This window comes from Wenzhouxiangella sp. XN79A, assembly GCF_012272825.1.
Taxonomy (GTDB): domain Bacteria; phylum Pseudomonadota; class Gammaproteobacteria; order Xanthomonadales; family Wenzhouxiangellaceae.
Genome location: NZ_JAAWWS010000167.1, coordinates 37,283 through 53,868, shown reverse-complemented (window position 1 = coordinate 53,868; position 16,586 = coordinate 37,283). Strand labels below are relative to the sequence as shown.

The 16,586-nt window shown below is 59.3% G+C and carries 19 protein-coding genes; 2 read left to right on the top strand and 17 right to left on the bottom strand.

Annotation, left to right across the window (positions count from 1 at the left end):
• Positions 1 to 306 precede the first annotated feature (306 nt).
• Positions 307 to 735, bottom strand: coding sequence for a type II toxin-antitoxin system VapC family toxin (locus HFP89_RS14860; protein ID WP_168718460.1), 429 nt, complete (start codon positions 733 to 735; stop codon positions 307 to 309).
• On the bottom strand, positions 732 to 974 hold the full coding sequence (locus HFP89_RS14855; RefSeq protein WP_168718459.1) for a type II toxin-antitoxin system prevent-host-death family antitoxin: 243 nt from the start codon (positions 972 to 974) through the stop codon (positions 732 to 734). Before HFP89_RS14855 ends, HFP89_RS14860 begins: the two co-directional genes overlap by 4 nt.
• 449 nt (positions 975 to 1,423) lie before the next feature.
• Between HFP89_RS14855 and HFP89_RS14850 the strand changes: the two genes are divergently transcribed.
• Entirely contained in the window at positions 1,424 to 1,666 is a 243-nt protein-coding gene (locus tag HFP89_RS14850) for a hypothetical protein (RefSeq protein ID WP_168718458.1), read from the top strand.
• A complete protein-coding gene (locus HFP89_RS14845) occupies positions 1,644 to 2,081 on the top strand; it encodes a PIN domain-containing protein (protein ID WP_168718457.1) in 438 nt (145 codons plus the stop codon). Before HFP89_RS14850 ends, HFP89_RS14845 begins: the two co-directional genes overlap by 23 nt.
• 241 nt (positions 2,082 to 2,322) lie before the next feature.
• Here HFP89_RS14845 and HFP89_RS14840 read toward each other — a convergent pair whose 3' ends face one another.
• From HFP89_RS14840 to HFP89_RS14770, 15 genes are all read right to left on the bottom strand, one after another.
• Positions 2,323 to 2,793, bottom strand: coding sequence for a hypothetical protein (locus HFP89_RS14840; protein ID WP_168718456.1), 471 nt, complete (start codon positions 2,791 to 2,793; stop codon positions 2,323 to 2,325).
• 203 nt (positions 2,794 to 2,996) lie between these two features.
• Positions 2,997 to 3,755 (bottom strand): glycosyltransferase family 2 protein, encoded by a 759-nt coding sequence (locus tag HFP89_RS14835; protein WP_168718455.1) that lies wholly within the window; start codon positions 3,753 to 3,755, stop codon positions 2,997 to 2,999.
• A 57-nt stretch (positions 3,756 to 3,812) separates the two neighbouring features.
• Positions 3,813 to 4,793 carry a UDP-glucose 4-epimerase GalE gene (gene galE, locus HFP89_RS14830; RefSeq protein ID WP_240956439.1) on the bottom strand — a complete coding sequence of 327 codons (981 nt, stop codon included), beginning with the start codon at positions 4,791 to 4,793 and terminating at the stop codon, positions 3,813 to 3,815.
• A gap of 4 nt (positions 4,794 to 4,797) precedes the next feature.
• Positions 4,798 to 5,757 (bottom strand): GDP-L-fucose synthase, encoded by a 960-nt coding sequence (locus tag HFP89_RS14825; protein ID WP_168718453.1) that lies wholly within the window; start codon positions 5,755 to 5,757, stop codon positions 4,798 to 4,800.
• 49 nt (positions 5,758 to 5,806) lie between these two features.
• Positions 5,807 to 6,919: a GDP-mannose 4,6-dehydratase gene (gene gmd / locus HFP89_RS14820; RefSeq protein WP_168718494.1), complete on the bottom strand. Its 1,113-nt coding sequence runs from the start codon at positions 6,917 to 6,919 to the stop codon at positions 5,807 to 5,809.
• Between the two features lie 45 nt (positions 6,920 to 6,964).
• Positions 6,965 to 7,885 (bottom strand): glycosyltransferase family 2 protein, encoded by a 921-nt coding sequence (locus HFP89_RS14815; RefSeq protein WP_168718452.1) that lies wholly within the window; start codon positions 7,883 to 7,885, stop codon positions 6,965 to 6,967.
• Positions 7,886 to 7,892: 7 nt separating this feature from the next.
• A complete protein-coding gene (locus HFP89_RS14810) occupies positions 7,893 to 8,525 on the bottom strand; it encodes a class I SAM-dependent methyltransferase (protein WP_168718451.1) in 633 nt (210 codons plus the stop codon).
• Positions 8,518 to 9,129: a putative colanic acid biosynthesis acetyltransferase gene (locus tag HFP89_RS16240; RefSeq protein ID WP_168718450.1), complete on the bottom strand. Its 612-nt coding sequence runs from the start codon at positions 9,127 to 9,129 to the stop codon at positions 8,518 to 8,520. The genes HFP89_RS14810 and HFP89_RS16240 overlap by 8 nt, the downstream gene beginning before the upstream one ends.
• A 58-nt stretch (positions 9,130 to 9,187) precedes the next feature.
• Positions 9,188 to 10,321: a glycosyltransferase gene (locus HFP89_RS14800; protein ID WP_168718449.1), complete on the bottom strand. Its 1,134-nt coding sequence runs from the start codon at positions 10,319 to 10,321 to the stop codon at positions 9,188 to 9,190.
• The gene (locus HFP89_RS14795; protein ID WP_168718448.1) at positions 10,318 to 11,085 is read right to left on the bottom strand and encodes a class I SAM-dependent methyltransferase; all 768 of its coding nucleotides are present in this window, start codon (positions 11,083 to 11,085) and stop codon (positions 10,318 to 10,320) included. The genes HFP89_RS14800 and HFP89_RS14795 overlap by 4 nt, the downstream gene beginning before the upstream one ends.
• Positions 11,082 to 12,296 (bottom strand): glycosyltransferase family 4 protein, encoded by a 1,215-nt coding sequence (locus HFP89_RS14790; protein ID WP_168718447.1) that lies wholly within the window; start codon positions 12,294 to 12,296, stop codon positions 11,082 to 11,084. Before HFP89_RS14790 ends, HFP89_RS14795 begins: the two co-directional genes overlap by 4 nt.
• Complete coding sequence (locus tag HFP89_RS14785; RefSeq protein WP_168718446.1) at positions 12,293 to 13,600, bottom strand: O-antigen ligase family protein; 1,308 nt, start codon at positions 13,598 to 13,600, stop codon at positions 12,293 to 12,295. Before HFP89_RS14785 ends, HFP89_RS14790 begins: the two co-directional genes overlap by 4 nt.
• 53 nt (positions 13,601 to 13,653) lie before the next feature.
• The gene (locus HFP89_RS14780; RefSeq protein WP_168718445.1) at positions 13,654 to 14,829 is read right to left on the bottom strand and encodes a glycosyltransferase family 4 protein; all 1,176 of its coding nucleotides are present in this window, start codon (positions 14,827 to 14,829) and stop codon (positions 13,654 to 13,656) included.
• A 9-nt stretch (positions 14,830 to 14,838) separates the two neighbouring features.
• Positions 14,839 to 15,861, bottom strand: a complete 1,023-nt coding sequence (locus HFP89_RS14775; RefSeq protein ID WP_168718444.1) for a glycosyltransferase family 10 — start codon at positions 15,859 to 15,861, stop codon at positions 14,839 to 14,841.
• 182 nt (positions 15,862 to 16,043) lie between these two features.
• Positions 16,044 to 16,493, bottom strand: coding sequence for a sulfotransferase family 2 domain-containing protein (locus HFP89_RS14770; RefSeq protein ID WP_168718443.1), 450 nt, complete (start codon positions 16,491 to 16,493; stop codon positions 16,044 to 16,046).
• Positions 16,494 to 16,586: the final 93 nt, after the last annotated feature.

The following is a 16,586-nucleotide window of genomic DNA, read 5'->3' as shown; positions in this document are numbered from 1 at the left end:
TGATCGGGATGGGCGCCGGCTCGGAGGGCCTGTGGGAGGCCGGTTGTGCCGGGCGAAGGGTTGCCCGACCGGTTCGCGCGGAATCCGCCCTCCCACAGTCGAAACCGACGGAGCACCCCTCTACGCCTCGGTCATCCCGGGGCGCCGAACGCGAACCCGGAGCGGTCAGAGTCGCTCGCGACTCGTCCTGACCACCCCGAGACTCGCCTGAGTCGAGACATCTCGTGACGAAACCGCCCTGCGAACCCAGGCCCCGAAGCGATCGAGCATTGAAGCAACCGTTTGATCGGACCGCAATGCGTCCGGCTACTCGGATGATTCGAAGGTCTTCCCGCCGGCGCGCTGCATGGCACGCGCCAGCCGGGCGTCAAACGTCGCCAGGGTCGAACCCGTGCGCATTGCCAACTCGAGGTAGGTTGCGTCATAGGTGCTTAGCTGAAACTGACGGCCGAGGGCCATGATGATTTCCTGGCGACGCGAGATCTCGGCATCGTCCGTGACGATGGGCAGCTTCGAGAGCCGCTGCAGGTAGTCAACCACCTGAGCCTCTTTGGCAACGCCGCGCCGTTCGGCAACCAGCAATGCATTGGCCACCTCGATGTGCCAGAGGCTGGGGACCAGGACGGGCTGGACGGCGATGGAATCAAGCAGGTGATCGGCCAGGGCGACCTCGACCGGATCCGACCGCTCGAAAACCCAGGCAAGGGCGGCGGAGGCATCGAGCACCAGGCTCATCGGCGGCCTTCGTCGATCCAGCGTTCCAACTCGGCGGCGTCCACGCCCTTGATTCTCGGCAGGGCGCGCATCGCCGCGACCGCCCGCCTGATATCGTCCTCGCCGGGACGTCCCACCGGCACGAGGTCCGCGACGGGCTTGCCGCGAAGCGTGATGGTGTAGCGACGCCCCTCGCGGACCTCGCGCAGCAGTTCCGGCAGTCTGGTCTTGGCGTCATAGGAGCCGATTTCGGGGTACATGGTGACGACCTCCGTAGACTGGTCTATTGGTTGGTCTATAATACGGCTTTTCTTCGCTGAGTTTCGGAAATTGGGTCGGCGGGCCGTCCGGTGATTGGCTGTCCTGAAAACGGGCACTCGGCCCAAACGAAAAATGCCGCCCAACGGCGGCCTCTCGATCTGCCATCCCGGCCCCCGAGCCGGGACCCAGCGACGAAGCGGCTTTCTGTCATCCCGGGCCCGACCCGGGCCCTAGTTATTCAGGATTTTTTTCTGAAAACTGAAAACTGTTCACTGAAAACTTGATTTGCCCTGCTCACTGAAAACTTAGTTTCTCCCTGCTCACCGTTGACTCCGACCCCCAGAACCTGCGCGGCACGGCCAACCCTGCGAACCGCCCTGATTCCTCCCGGCGTCCGCACGCCGCTCTTCAACTTGACACGAATCTCGTGTATCACTAAGATCGTGTCATGAAGAACGTCACCATCACCCTCGACGAGGAAACCGCCCGTTGGGCCCGCATTCAAGCGGCCAGACGGAACACCAGCGTTTCCAGAATGCTTGGAGAGGTGCTCCAGGAAATGCGCGATCTGGAAGAGCAGCGCGGGACCGCCGCCGAGCGATTCCTCGGACGGCCAACGGGCCCCCTGCGGGAAACCGACATGCCGTATCCCGACCGCGAATCTCTGTATGACCGACCGCTACTTCGTTGATACCAACATCCTGGTGTACAGCCGGGATACCCGAGATCCGACCAAGCACCGAATCGCGCGGCGCTGGCTTGCCGAACTGTGGTCATCAGGGAACGGTCGAATCAGCACACAGGTGCTCAAGGAATACTATCAGACCGTCACCCGCCGTCTGAAGCCGGGCATGGCCCGTGACGATGCGCGTGCCGACGTCCGTGACCTACAAACCTGGAAGCCGCTCGAGTTGACCGCGGCCACATTCGAACAGGCCTGGTCGATCGAGGATCGGATGAAAATCTCCTGGTGGGACGCCCTCATCGTCGCCGCCGCGCGGCAAACAGGCTGCACGTTCTTGATCTCCGAAGACCTCCAGAGCGGCCAGATCATCGAAAACCTGACCATCATCGACCCGTTCAGCACAACACTCAACGAGCCCTGATCCCTGAGCCCTGATCTTCGATCGCCACCCTTCGCCCGCCAGGCCCCGCACAAACGAAAAAGGCCACCCAACGGCGGCCCTGCTTCCTGTCGTCCCGGACTCTACCCCGGACCTAGTTGTTCAAGCCGTTCCTGAAAACTGAAAACTGTTCACTGAAAACTTGATTTCATCCTGCTCACTGAAAACTTCGCTCCTCCTGCCCCCTGAAACCTGAAACCTGAAACCTGAACCCTGAACCCTGCTAGCTTCCTTTCCCCGCTCCCCGTTCACGCTTTCTTCCGCTCTCCCCGGCTCTCCCGACCCCGAACCACCGACCCATCCCGAACCCAACAACGCCGCCCGCCAGATTCATCAGCCCATCCATCATCCGAACCTGATGCCCCGCCGACCCCCACTGCAGCACCTCCAACGCAATCGCCAGCCCACAGACCAGCACCAGCCCCGCCGTCGACCGTACGAAAACCCCAAAGACACAGCCCATCGCGAGAAACAACACGAAATGCGCCACCTGATCGAACCACCCGAATCCCAGAGCGTCCGCGACCCCCGGCACCTGTCGTGCCACCCCAAGCACCCACTCCTGCGGCAACAGCAAGATCCCCATCAAGACCACGACCGCGGCCAATACGGCCACACGCCCAGCCGTCGCCCACCGAGCGCTGACGCCGATCAAGACAGCAACCACCAACAAACTGCCAAACAGCGTCGCCATCCACATCACGATCGTCCGCAGCCGGAGGCAATCGAACCAACCCCACAACGACCATTGATCGTCAGCAACATACCCTCAACACTGTCGCCCCGAACGGGTCCCGGGGCCAAATTTCCTTGAACTGCCAACTGAAAACCGCTCACTGAAAACTTCGCTTCTCCTACCCCCTGAAACCTGAACCCTGCTACCTGCCTTTCCCCCGCTCACCGCCTCTTGACAAACTGCCCCACCTTCGAAACATTCTTCCAGACCAGCGCGCCGACACCCCCCAACGCTCCGACCCCGGTCTCCCGCATGGCCCGAAGATCCTCCCGCGACTTCCGCACGATGTTCTTCAACGACCGATTGCTGGCCCCGCCCACGCGCATCTTCACCAGCACTTCCGGAATGTAGGCCACCCGAAGGTCGTCCTGCGACAACAGCCTCAGCATCCACTGGTAATCGGCGGCAATCGAATATCCAAGATCGAACCCGCCCAGTCGCTCGTACCAGGACCTGCGCACATACAACGTCGGATGCGGCGGCATCCAGCCCCAGCGCAGCCGGGCGGGCACGAACTCGCCCGAGCGCCAATGCCGGATCACCCCACCAATATCGTCGCTCTTCACGTACTGCAGATCCCCGTACACGGCCCCCACGGCGTCATCGGCAAACGCCCCGGCCACCCGCGAAAGCACCGAAGACCCGGAGAACACATCGTCGGCGTGCAGAAACCCCACCACGTCGCCGGACGCCATCGCAACGCCCTTGTTCAGCGCGTCGTAGATGCCCCGGTCCGGCTCGCTGACGAAGCGGTCGATCCGATCGCGATGCCCCTCGAGCAGCTCCACGGTCCCGTCCGAACTGGCCCCGTCGACCACCACGTGCTCGACATTGCCATGGCCCTGCCCGCGTACCGAGTCCAGGCAATCCTGGACCGTGCCCGCGACGTTGTAGGTTGCGGTAATGACCGAGATCTTCACAGGTGTAGCCATCCCCGGAGCGATTTCCGGCCCAGCCGCTTATTTGAGGGCCGAGCGCTAATATCGCTGCTCCCGATGCCAATGCCACGCCGATTCGATGATCGCCTCGAGATCGGTGATCTCCGGTTGCCAACCCAGCTTCTTCGCCGCCAGGGCGCTGCTTGCGACCAGTACCGCCGGATCCCCCGCGCGCCGTTCGGCAACCTCGTAGGGAACATCACGCCCGACAACCTTTCCGGCCGCCTGGATCACTTCCAGCACCGAAAAACCCTGGCCGTTGCCCAGATTGAACGCGTGGAAGCCCTCCTCGCGCGTCATGAATTCAAGAGCGGCAAGGTGCGCGCGCGCCAGGTCGTCGACGTGGATGTAATCCCTTACACAGGTGCCGTCTCGGGTGTCGTAATCGGTGCCGAACACCTTCAAACGAGGGCCGCTTCCGGCTGCGGCCTTCAGCACATTCGGGATCAGGTGCGTTTCCGGGTCATGCGACTCACCGATTCCGCCGGCAAGCGAAGCACCAGCAGCGTTGAAATATCGAAGCGCCACCGCCCGCAAGCCATGCGCTGCAGCCACATCGGCCAGCATGCGCTCGACCATCAGCTTGCTGTGCCCGTAAGGGTTCAAAGGGCTCTTCGGATGGTCCTCGTCGATCAACTCCGACTCGGGCTCGCCGAAAACCGCCGCCGTGGACGAAAATACCAGCTTGTCGACACCGTGGCGCTGCATCGCCTGGACGAGGGAGATGCTGCCGCCGACGTTGTTTTCGTAGTACTCAAGCGGTTTCAGGACCGACTCGCCCACCAGCGACTTCGCGCAGAAGTGCATCACGGCTTCGAATCGGAACGCACCGAACAGTGCGTCCAATGCCGCGGCATCGCGCACATCGCCCTCCACCAGTTCGACATTCGCTATGGACTCGCGATGCCCGGTCGACAGATCATCGAATACCACCACTTCGAAGCCGCGATCGGCCAGCAACCGCACCATATGGCTGCCGATATAGCCGGCGCCACCGCAGACAAGGATCGTCCCAGTCAACGGTTCAGCCTCGGAAGGAATCCTGATTCTCCATGTACCACCGATACGTCGCTTCGACCCCTTCCCTGAGCCCGATGCTTGCCCGCCATCCCAACGCATTGACTCGCGACACGTCCAGCAGCTTTCGAGGCGTGCCGTCGGGCTTGGAAGGGTCGGTACGGATCTCGCCCTGGAACCCGACCACTTCGGCCACCATCCGGGCCAGCTCCAGGATCGAGATATCCTCGCCCACACCCACGTTGACGATCTCCTCGCCGGAGTAGTGCTCCATCAGGAACAGGCAGGCCTCGGCCAGGTCGTCGACATGCAGAAACTCGCGTCGCGGCGTGCCGGTGCCCCAGATCACCACTTCGGAGGCATCGCGCTCGCGCGCTTCGTGGAACCGCCGGATCAGCGCCGGCAACACGTGCGAGTTCTCCGGGTGGAAGTTGTCCCCGGGCCCGTAGAGGTTGGTCGGCATCAGACTGATCGCGTCGAAGCCGTACTGGCGGCGGTAGGCCTGGCACAGCTTGATACCGGCAATCTTGGCCACCGCGTACCACTCGTTGGTTGGCTCGAGCGGCCCGGTAAGCAGGTGCTCTTCCTGCATCGGCTGCGGCGCGTGCTTGGGGTAGATGCACGAAGAGCCCAGGAAGCAGAGCTTCTCGACGCCGTGCTTCCACGCCGCATGGATCACATTGGTCTGAATGACCAGGTTGTCGTGGATGAATTCCGCCGCGTAGCTGTCGTTGGCATGGATCCCGCCCACCTTGGCCGCCGCCAGATAAACCTGCACCGGTCGATGCTCGGCAAACCAGGCATCGACGGCCGTCTGATCCAGCAGATCCAGCGCATCCCGACCCGGCGCCAGCACCGGGCCCTGCCCGCTTGCCTCAAGCGCCCGACAGATCGCACTGCCGACCATGCCCCGCCCGCCGGCGACAAAAATCCGATCGTCAATAAGTTTGGAGACCTGACTTGTCATTGACCCTCATTACTGAAAACCGAAAACTGAAAACTGAAAACTGTTCTTCTCATTCCCGGAAGCTGTAGGTCTGGTACCCGTGGTCGGCGACCAGGGCATCGCGCCGGGCGCGCTCCAGGTCCTTCTCGACCATTTCGGCGACCAGTTCATCGAAACTGATCTTCGGCGTCCAGCCGAGTTCCGTCCTGGCCTTTGTCGGGTCGCCCAGCAAGGTATCGACCTCGGCCGGCCGGAAATAACGTGGATCGATCGCGACGACCTCCTTCCCCGGTTGCGCCGCGCAGTCACCCGGCGCGGCGGCCACAACACCAATCGAGTCCGCGCCGCTGCCGGACCAGTCCAACGTCATGCCCAGGCGCCCTGCGGCGGCATCGACGAAATCGCGCACCGAATGCTGCTCGCCGGTCGCAATCACGTAATCATCGGGCTGGTCCTGCTGCAGCATCAGCCACTGCGCTTCGACGTAATCGCGCGCATGGCCCCAGTCGCGCCGCGCATCCAGGTTACCGAGATAGAGGCAATCGTCCAGCCCGACGAAGATTCTCGCCAGGGCACGGGTGATCTTGCGGGTGACGAAGGTCTCGCCGCGAATCGGCGATTCATGATTGAACAGGATTCCGCTACACGCGAACATGCCGTAGGACTCGCGGTAATTGACCGTGATCCAGTGTGCATACAGCTTTGCCACGCCGTAGGGCGAGCGCGGATAGAACGGTGTGCTCTCACGCTGCGGAATCTCCTGCACCTTGCCGAACATTTCCGAGGTCGAAGCCTGGTAGAAGCGAATCCGATCTTCCATCCCGAGGATCCGGATCGCCTCGAGCAGGCGCAAGGTACCGATCGCGTCCGCATTGGCCGTGTATTCCGGACTTTCGAACGACACCGCGACATGGCTCTGTGCGCCCAGATTGTAGATTTCATCGGGCTGCACGTCCTGAACCACTCGAATCAGATTGGTCGAATCGGTCAGATCGCCGTAATGCAGAATCAACTGCGGCGCCGGCACGTGCGGGTCCTGATACAGATGATCGATCCTCTGGGTATTGAACTGGGAGGCCCTGCGCTTGATGCCATGCACCTCGTAACCCTTGGCAAGCAGGAACTCGGTCAGGTAGGCGCCGTCCTGCCCTGTTATGCCAGTGATCAGTGCTTTTTTTCTCATCATATCTCTACTTTCGCCAATGGCCGAACAGGCATTAAAGCCCAGTTAGATATCGTGTGAAACCTGCGGTCGAACATCAATCTGCAAGACGTCCAGAATCGCTTTCTCTACGGAAACATCATTGGTCTTCATATAGCGACCCACCTCAGCGACCTTCGCATCCACAAGGTACCGGTACCAGAAGCCCTGGAGAAAGTGAAAGGCCAAGCCAGCACGCCCATCGAGGAACCCAAACCTCAGAAAGTACCGGTAGAAAAAATAAGCGAATGCTCGAAATCCACCTGGGAGACGAGCATAAATACGCTCCTTCAGCCATCGCTTTATACCGGCTTGAGACCCGTCGCGGATGTTTGCAACCGAGTCATGCGGCATGAAGCCGTATCTGAGATTGAGAAGGTCGACGGCTTCTCGACTCGCATACTTGTTGTGTTTCTCGGTCCACCAGGTCAACGAATTCAGGTTGTCGTCGATCAGTTCGCCCCGAAAATTCGCTGTGGCGCCTGCCACCTTGATGTGCTCGTCCATCCAGCGGTTTTCGCACGCACCCCGGCCGGGGCGGAAGAGCCGCAACACCCGTACCGGGAACAGCCCGCCGTGGCGAATCATCCGGCCTTGGAAGGTCATGCGCCGGCCCACGTACACCCCATCGATCTCGGGCCCCAGGGTCGGCAACCGCTCGCGAATCTCCGCCGCCAACTCTGGCGTGAGGACCTCGTCCGCATCAATGCGCAGCACCCAGTCGGTATCCGGGTCGAGTTGCGTTAGTGCCCAGTTGAACTGCGTGGCGTAATTCACCCAGGGCTGCTTTACCACCCGTGCGCCGTGGGCCTCGGCGATGGCCAAGGTTTCGTCCGTGGAGAAGCTATCGGCCACCAGAACCCCGTCCACAACGCCGTGCAAGCCCTCCAAGCAGCGGCGCAGATGCCGGCTTTCGTTCAAGGTGAGGATGACGGCAGTGAGCTTCACGAAGCGATCAGGGCTTGCGAGCAACGGCAATCATCGACTTGGCCAGCGCCGGCACCCGCCCCACTCGTTCGAACCGGATGTCCACCAAGCCGGCCTCGCGCAGCAGCACATTCAACGTCCGCATGGACCAGAACTTGATGTGCCCGTGATCCCACAGCGCCGTGAAGTGGGCGTCCATCTTGCCCGTCAGCGCAAGCGCCAGGTTGTTCAAGTAGCCATGGTAGGGCGTCGAGAGGATGGCTGTGCCTCCTTCCGAAAGGAGATCGAATACAGTACGCACAAAATCTCGAGGCGCATAGACGTGCTCGATCACTTCCAGACTAAGGACCACTGGAAACTGACCGTACTTTCCGGCGAGGTCGTCGTATGCAGAGCCTTCGAAAAGTTTCAGCTCAGGGTAGGCTTCCCGTGCGTGACGAATTCCCTGCACAGACGGGTCCACGCCCGTCACATCCCAGCCCAATCGGGTCAGCGCATTCGCCACACTGCCATTACCGCAGCCCAGCTCAAACACCCTTCTCTCGCTTGAGCGGAGCGCCAGCCTTTCCAGAATATATGTCACACTCGGTAGGAGGTAACCGTGCGAATGGGTGTGTTTTGAATCGGCATAGCGATAACCATTGATCGGCGCTTCATTCATGCTTAGCAACACTCGCCGCTTGAGGTGCATTTGTCGGTGAATCCCTGAGGATTCGTGTTTTGATAACTCTTGCCGGGTTGCCGGCCACAATCTTCCATGGTGCAACATCCTCCATTACGACAGCGCCAGCCCCTACAATCGCGCCCTCGCCCACTTTTCGATCTGGCCCTACAAACGCGTCTGCGCAAATCCATGCCTGAGGGCCGATTTCAATCGGGAGCCGCAGCAACGGCAGAGTGGGATTCCGGTAGTCGTGGGTGCCCGCACACAGGTGCGCGCGGTGCGAGATTGTCGCTCCTTCGCCTATGGTCACCGGCCCCAGATTGTAAATCAATGCCCATTCTCCGATGCTGGCCTCAGCGCCCAGTTTCAGGTTCCAGGGCAGATAAATCCTGGCGCTTGGGTAGATATGTGCGTTCTTTCCAATCTGCGCTCCGAATAGTCGTAACAACATACGGCGCCACCCGAAAAACGGCCGAGGACTGAAACGGAACACAGGAAAAGCCAGGCTCCAAAGAATTCTAAGCAAGTATTCTTTCCGGCTATACGGTCGCAACCTGCGACAGGCACCGATATCCAGCTGTTTGCCATCGCGTTCCGTCATTTAAGGTCTTACCCTTATAGCAAAACTCATGATTCAATCCAGATAGACGCAGTCCCGCCTATCCCCCCTGCCCAAGCAGCAAGCGATATATATCCAGCGTCATCCGGGCTATTCTCTCCCAGGAATATTCACGTTGCATCCACTCACGACCAGCCTGTCCCATTCGGGAAAGCGACGTAGCATCCATTGCCATTGCTTGGCGCAGCGCGGCTTCGATGTCGGCCACCTCGGGATCGATCCACCATCCACAGCCGTGTTCTACCAGACGCTGCCAAGGCGCTCCGCGCGTACAAATGACGGGAGTTCCCTCAGCCAGCGCCTCGCCAACAACAAGTCCAAAGTTCTCGTTCAGGGTCGGAAGCACGAACACTTCCGCCCTCCGGTAAGCTTGTTGCTTATCGTCACCGTAGATCGGACCTTCGATGGAGACCCGTGTCGCACCTAGCGCTGTCGCCCGCCGTTCCAGCGCCTCGCCGTAGCCTTTTTCCGACGGTCCGATGATACGCAGAATCCAGTCCGGGAAGTCCCGCTCCACGCGAACCCATGCATCGATAAGACGATCGACCGCCTTCTTCGGATGTAGGCGTCCAAGATGTAGCAGTTCGCGGAAGGGGCCCGTCGCCAAGACTGGGCGATTGTCCGGTGGGTCGTCCGGCGGTAGATGAATCCCATTTGGGACGTTCACGACGGGGATGCCGCTTACCTGCGACCGGATGTCGGCGCACTCTTCCTCAGATGTTCCTTGCAGACAGGCCGCTGTCCGCAGGACCCTGTCAGCGAAAAGGAGCCGCGCAATTCGCTTCTTGGTCGGGCTGAACGAGAGCGCCACTGGCGACAGCATGCCGTGGGGCGATAGCATATAAGGACGGCCGGTGCCTCGAGCCCAGTCAGCGACGGCCTTGGACGGATACATCCAGAGACCATGCAAATGCACGAGATCCGGCGCAAGCGAATTCAGCCGGCGAAACAAATCCGGTGCATGACCGTAGACACTCGGTCCGCGGACATTAAAGACCTCTGGCGAGGCACCGCACCACAGTCCCGCGTCGCCAGCGGACCAAGCCTCAGTCGCGAGCCCAAGCACGCGGACATCCGCGCCCTGTGCCGCCTGGGCGGCGGAAAGGCCCTCGACGACGGCCTTGACGCCAGCACCCTGAGTGCACAATGCGGAAGTGACATGAACGATATTCAAGGCACGGAGTTTCTTTTGGAATCGAGCCGCGCGGTGTTCCAGATGCCCAGAAACCGCCCCGGGACCAGTTCATCGTCAACAATACGAAGGTCGGGCGAGGGAAACCGAAACGGCGCACGCTGAAGGTTTAGCATCCGAAAGTCGCCCGACGGGATGTCGCTATTGAACCAAATACCCGAATCACTCGTAACGATGACCCATCGCGCGTGACGCCTGATGTTATCAAAGGCAAAACGCGCATCCTCAAAGCTCAAGTGGAACATCACTTCCCGGCATAACACAGCATCGCAATCCGGCAGCTCTTCGGTGACAGCATCCAACTGTTGGAAATTGATGAGATCGGTGCCATAGTTAGCTTCGTTACGGTTGACAACCGCTTGAACGATGTCCAGCCCAAGATACCTGCAGGGCAGTTGAATTCGTGACATCCACGTCCAGTCCCCGCAGCCCAGATCGACCAAGCTTTTGACATTGAGCTCCGTCAGTATGCCGGGAAGCTCACTCCTAATCATCTCGGTAACGGCCAGCTCAGAGCCGAGGCCGGAGTCAGCGACCTGACCGTCTGAATGCCGCCAGACACCACGTTCATAGATTTCGTCGAACCGTTTCGCACGGTCACCAAGGGTGAGATGCTCGGTTATGAAGCCCCGTCTCTGTCGATGCTGAGAAAGGAGAGAAAAGAGGCCCGCGCGATATAGGACGTGTCGTATTACCTCCTTGATGCTCTGCTTATGATTCCAGCCAGTAAGCCTCAGGCCATTCATGGAAGCGATGCGCCTCGGAATATGCTATTTCCTTGCTTTATCTGCGACGCTTTACGCGCGGTGTCTTGAAAAACGGAGCGTTCCGGCGGACGCGCAGCTTTCCAAGGCGGCGCGGGCGGCGACGCGCCGGCCGCCGCAGCATCGAACAATCCCGATAAATAATCTGCACCGCGATCGGCGCTGAAAGCATGCGCCCAGCCGGCCAGTTGCGACCGGAACTCCGCGGAGACGCGGCCTCGCGCAAACTCGCTCTCTATGGCAGATTGAAGTGCCGTGACATCGCCAGCGGGCACTACCTCACCGCAACCGCTGGCCTGAACGGCCTCAGCCGAACCGCACCCCGCCGTTGCGATCGCTGGCGTCCCAACCATCAACGCTTCAGTCACGACCGCCCCCCACCCGTCGAATCGGCTCGGGAGGACAAAAAGATCGGCATTAGCCATCAATGCCGGGATTTCGTCGATCTTTCGGCTTCCCAACCAACTGACCAAGCCAGATACGCCGAGACGCTCGGCCATGCCCTTTAGTGCCCTCTCTTCCGGCCCCATCCCGACGACGAGAAGCTGGATGTCATCGCTGTTGGCCTTCAATCGCGACAAAGCTGTCAAGAGGACATCCAATGCCTTACGTTCTATCAGCTTGCCGACAAACATAATCCGATAGGGCCCTGGGGAGCCTCGCGCAACTGGAAGACTTCGACGTTGATCAGGGAGGAAGTAAGTGAAGGGGAAAATGCGCGCTTCGGGCATGCCTCGATCTATTACCCAGCGCGGCATCGAAAAGCCCGTTGCAAGGACCCCCTGCAAATGAGGATTCCAACGCGCAAACATGCGCCGATAGTAGGCGCGCCGCGCGAGGCACTTCCAGCCGCGGTCGTCCACCGTCTCCAGAAAGACCCAAAACGACAGGTTGCGACGTCCGAGCGCCTTGTAAGCCTGGGCCAGATAGCCGTTTCCGCGAAACCCCTGAAATAGATGCTCGATTCCCGCGTGTGCCGTATACGCCAAGCGTTCCAGCGACCTCGGGGTCGGGCAATGGACCAGCTCCGCCCGACCAAGGGACGGCGGTGTCCAGCCCAGCTCGGACCTCTCCGCAAGAGAGAGCTGCTGCGCGATATATCTGACCCGATGTCCGCGCTCCGCCAAGGCTGCCGCAAGCGGCGCCATATGTGGTGACAACACGTTCTGCCAGATCCATATCTCTCGCCTCATGTCGCCCCTCGCTGGTGTCGCCCTGAACGAGCACTGGACACAATCCAGCCGATCATAACGATCGAGAGCATCCCCATGCCACCTGAAGAAAACAGGCTTGATTCACCAAGATTCAGCGCCAAGATCGTGCTCAAGCACGCAAGCGGAGCGAGTCCACCGCGCGCACCACTCACGACCAGATACCAGCCCCATAACGCTATTAACGAGGAGCCCACGATTCCCAACTCTTCGAGAATCGCTATCGGCGTGACGCCCTTCTCAATAGCCGCAGACACCGGGATACCGGCGAAACGTTCAACCTCCATTGCGTTTGGATCGGAAGCGATCCCGAACCCAATGCCGAACATCGGCCGCTCGCGAATATTCGCCAACATAACGTTAATCAAATCGCCTCGCGACTCCTCATAGGCTTCCAGCACTGAATCCGCTTGTCTGCCCTTATTCAAAAAGCTACTGACGTTCGAGGTAATCGCCTCCATCCATATGCTGGCGAGAAGCAGGCTGACAATGGACAGCAATAAAATCGAACGACTCTTGAGGGCCGGCGCCGCCTCAAGCAGTCGTTGGCGGGACAGCGCCGGTGTAAAGACGACGCCGAGAGCGAGGCCGAGAATGGCCGCCAGAAGCGCAGTGCGGGCGCCGGTGAGAAAAATCAATGGCACTATGATCGTCAGGATGACGATTCGCGGCCAACTTGCACGTTGCAGAAGTAACGCTGACGTCCATGCTGCCAGAACCGCGAGCGTTGGCCCAAGCGCCTGTGAATGTCCAAGCACACCACGAAACAATGACTTCCCGGGCATATATGAGACTGGCGCGGGAAGCAATAGCAGGCTTGTAAACGCGATCAGCAACAGCACAAGGAATATTTCATTCGCTGTCCGATTCCGGCTCTCGGGAGTCAGCCCTTCCCACGCAGCAAGCGACGTCATTATCGCGAGCGTCCAAGCAACACCCTTCAGAACCGATATTGTAGGCTCTGGGCTAATCAGGATCGAGTGCAGAACGATGAATATCCCGAGCACCATGGTCATCGCAAACAGCCGGCTCATACGTAGGCTATTACGGATAAATGGGGACCGCAGGAGAACTGACGCTGCGGCACATAACAGCACAAGATACCGCATGACGGTTGTAGCCGGAGGCGTGGGCGCAATTGCAGGATTAAGCATCAAAAACAGCCAGGAAAACAGTAGCGCGTGGATTGCCTGACGTCGACCTAGCAATGCATAGGCGCCGAGCAATGCAAAACTCAGCGTCGCTGTTGCCGGCGAGGCGAGGCGAAGCGCCACCAGCGCACTCAATGAATATAACGTTGGATTCCAGATCCAGATCCTTGGAACGGTCAACGTGTTCACTAGAAGCCTAAAAGTTTGCTGATCTGGAGCGCATTACGCTTCCAAGTAAGTTTTTCCGCCGTCCTCCGCCCCTCGGCCGCGATTTCGGAGAGGCTCTCCGGATTATCCCAGAGCATTCTGAGCGCCTTGGACAAAGTGGCCGGATCTTTAGGTGGGACCAGTATGCCGTCTCTACCGGAAACCACAAAATCCGCGGGACCGCAATTGTCGCAACCGATCACGGGACGGCCGCGGGCCATCGCCTCCAGATATACGATTCCGAATGGCTCGGCCCAGCTGGGCAGACAAAAAAGGTCGCATTGCTCGAATGCTGCCAGCGTCCCGCTCCGATCAAGCCGCCCGACAAACCGAACATTTTTCACGATTCCCAACTGCTTTGCGAGCAGCTCCAGCGCTGTACGTTCCTCCCCGACCCCGACGATGCAAAGCTCCCAGTCAGCAAGCCCGAGATCGTTCTTGAGGAGAGCCAGCGCCCGCAAAGTGTCGTCAACCCCCTTCCATGCACATAGCCGGGAAACGCTCAGAATGCGCTTCGGTCCTGCCGTGGCATAGTTACATGAACGATAATTCGCAGGCACTTCCGTTCCATTCAAGACCAGCTGGAATTGAGATGCATCCAGCCCGATTCCTGACAGATGTCTCGTCAGAAACATACCAACTATCCCCACCGCGCTCAGTTCCTTCAGTCCGTCTTTGAGCGCGCTCAATATCGACTGATCCAGCGTCCCCTTGTCGAGCACTGGATCTACGCCATGTACCAACCCGACCGCTGGTGCTTTCAGAACCGGGCTCCAAATCGGCGCACTGGCGATCGCATAGCGCAGATCCTGCGCCAGCGCCCCATCAAGCTCGACACCCGCATCTCGGATCCTATGTATCGCATCCGCGATGAATCGGCCCGTATTCCGCACGTTCGCCCGAAAGAAGAAAGGAAGATGGCTCAACCGCTCCGGTGCCCGAATAAACAGCGGCGACAGAAGCTTCACCGAAGCGCTGTCCAGACCCAGATCCTCCAAAGAAAGTAGCCGCCGCCGTCGACCAAATGCTTGCCCAACCATGACCCAAACATTGTGGCCCAACTCGGTAAAGGCGCGAATCTGCTCAACGATGAAGATGCCGCTGATCGGGTCCTCCTCAGTTGGCCAATAGCCGCTGATTACAAGAAGATTCGCCATCCTATATTTTCAGTCCAAAGATTTTCGGTTTGGAATATTGAGCCCGAAAAGGCGACGGATGAAAGACCGGCCATTTCGCGCGGACTGGGCAAGTGGACCCCGTGCGATGAAATGCCGCTCATCGCGGATCAATAAAGGACGCGCATCTGCTGGAGTTTGTCCCGTCATCTCTCGCAAAATGCTAGTCACACGGCCGAAGACATTCTGCTCGTTCAGCACGAGGTCCCGGGCCGATCCGATAGCGGCCCGCTTTTGTTCATAAGCATCAGCCTCCAGAACATCCTCGATCGCACCTGCCATTTCGTCATATCCGTCAACTGGCAGCGCCTCGAACGCGTCACCCGGCAAATAATCTGACAGATTCGGGCATCCCCAATACAACGGATATGCCCACCCAAGATAGGCGTCAGCGAGTTTTTCGCTCCAGTAATCTTTCTCTCGGCAATTTTCGAGGACGAGATGATACTTGTAGGGCAATATGGCGTCGAGTTTATCCGGAACAGCTTTGAAACCGTTCCCGTAAACGTCGAGAACGCCTGCAAAGGTCTCTTTAAGACGCTCGACAGTCTTCAACCGTCGCTCGTGTTCACGGGTCATCACCTTGCGCGACGAGACCAGCGAAATGAGCTTCGTCTTCTTCGGCGCGGACATCCCCGCCAAACTGTCGTAGTCTTCTGTGACGCCCAGGTCGGGCCAACTCAGGCCAGCAAACCATTGCTGGCCCTGGGGGCCGTAGGTGACGCCCGGGTGCTGGATGTTTCGCTGGCACGTCAGGATCGCGGCGAACTGACCAAGAAAAAGAGGGTCGTATTCATGAACCGATGACGGCTCATAAGTAACGAAAAGCGTTCGATTGGGCGGACAGATACAGCGCTCCGCATCGAACATCCCCGCAGAAACAACCCAGAAATCTGCCCTCTCGACGGGGGCATTCACATGAAACTCGAACTCTCCCCAACGCGGGCCGCGAAGCGGCAGCTGGCGTTCGATAGGCCAATCCGGGAAGATGGAGAACTTGACTTTGTATACCATTTTGGGTTGCGTCAAGTAGTCGGCGCGCGGATCCAGTCACGCAAGTAGCTTGCCGCCCGATATCCGTGCTTCTTCACGGCCAGCACCGTGCGGTCCCGTCCACCGATTTCCAGGTCAACGAGTTTCTTTTCAAATTGCTTCGTGGCGGTATCCAGAATCGTCCGATCCGCCAACACTCGCTCTTACAGCGCCGCAAGGACTTCGGGCGCGAGCTGAGGGTCCCGCCCAACCCCGCGGTTGACATTCGCATAATATTGAATGCCCCAATCGAATAACTTGCAGCAGCACAGCAGAAAGTCGTCGAAGCGATCTACAGGTGCCGCAAGAGCAAAATGGTCGTCAAGATTCTGTAGAGCCATCGCAAGCACTTCCTCGTCGGAGCGGTCAGCAACGAATGTCTTGCGCGAATACGTCTCGACCGGCATCAGCCCGCTGAGCCACAGCGCCTGAAGATTAAGGCGTCCCGTTTCATCGGTGAAGTCAACGAAGTCAGCAAATGAATATTTTCCGGAATAGACTCTCTCGTGGTCCGGGTAGTCTTTGCGGGTCCGGACAAATTTGTAATTAGAAACCAACCTGTCGACTGGATCCCGAAGAAGTGTCACGTAGGTCCACCCCCCCCAGATATTCATGGAGCCAGAACGGGACGTGGCGCTGCACTGCAAAATAGGCGTTACGGTCATTTTCCGAGAGCTCGAAGAAGCGGTCAAGATCCGCGCGCATAG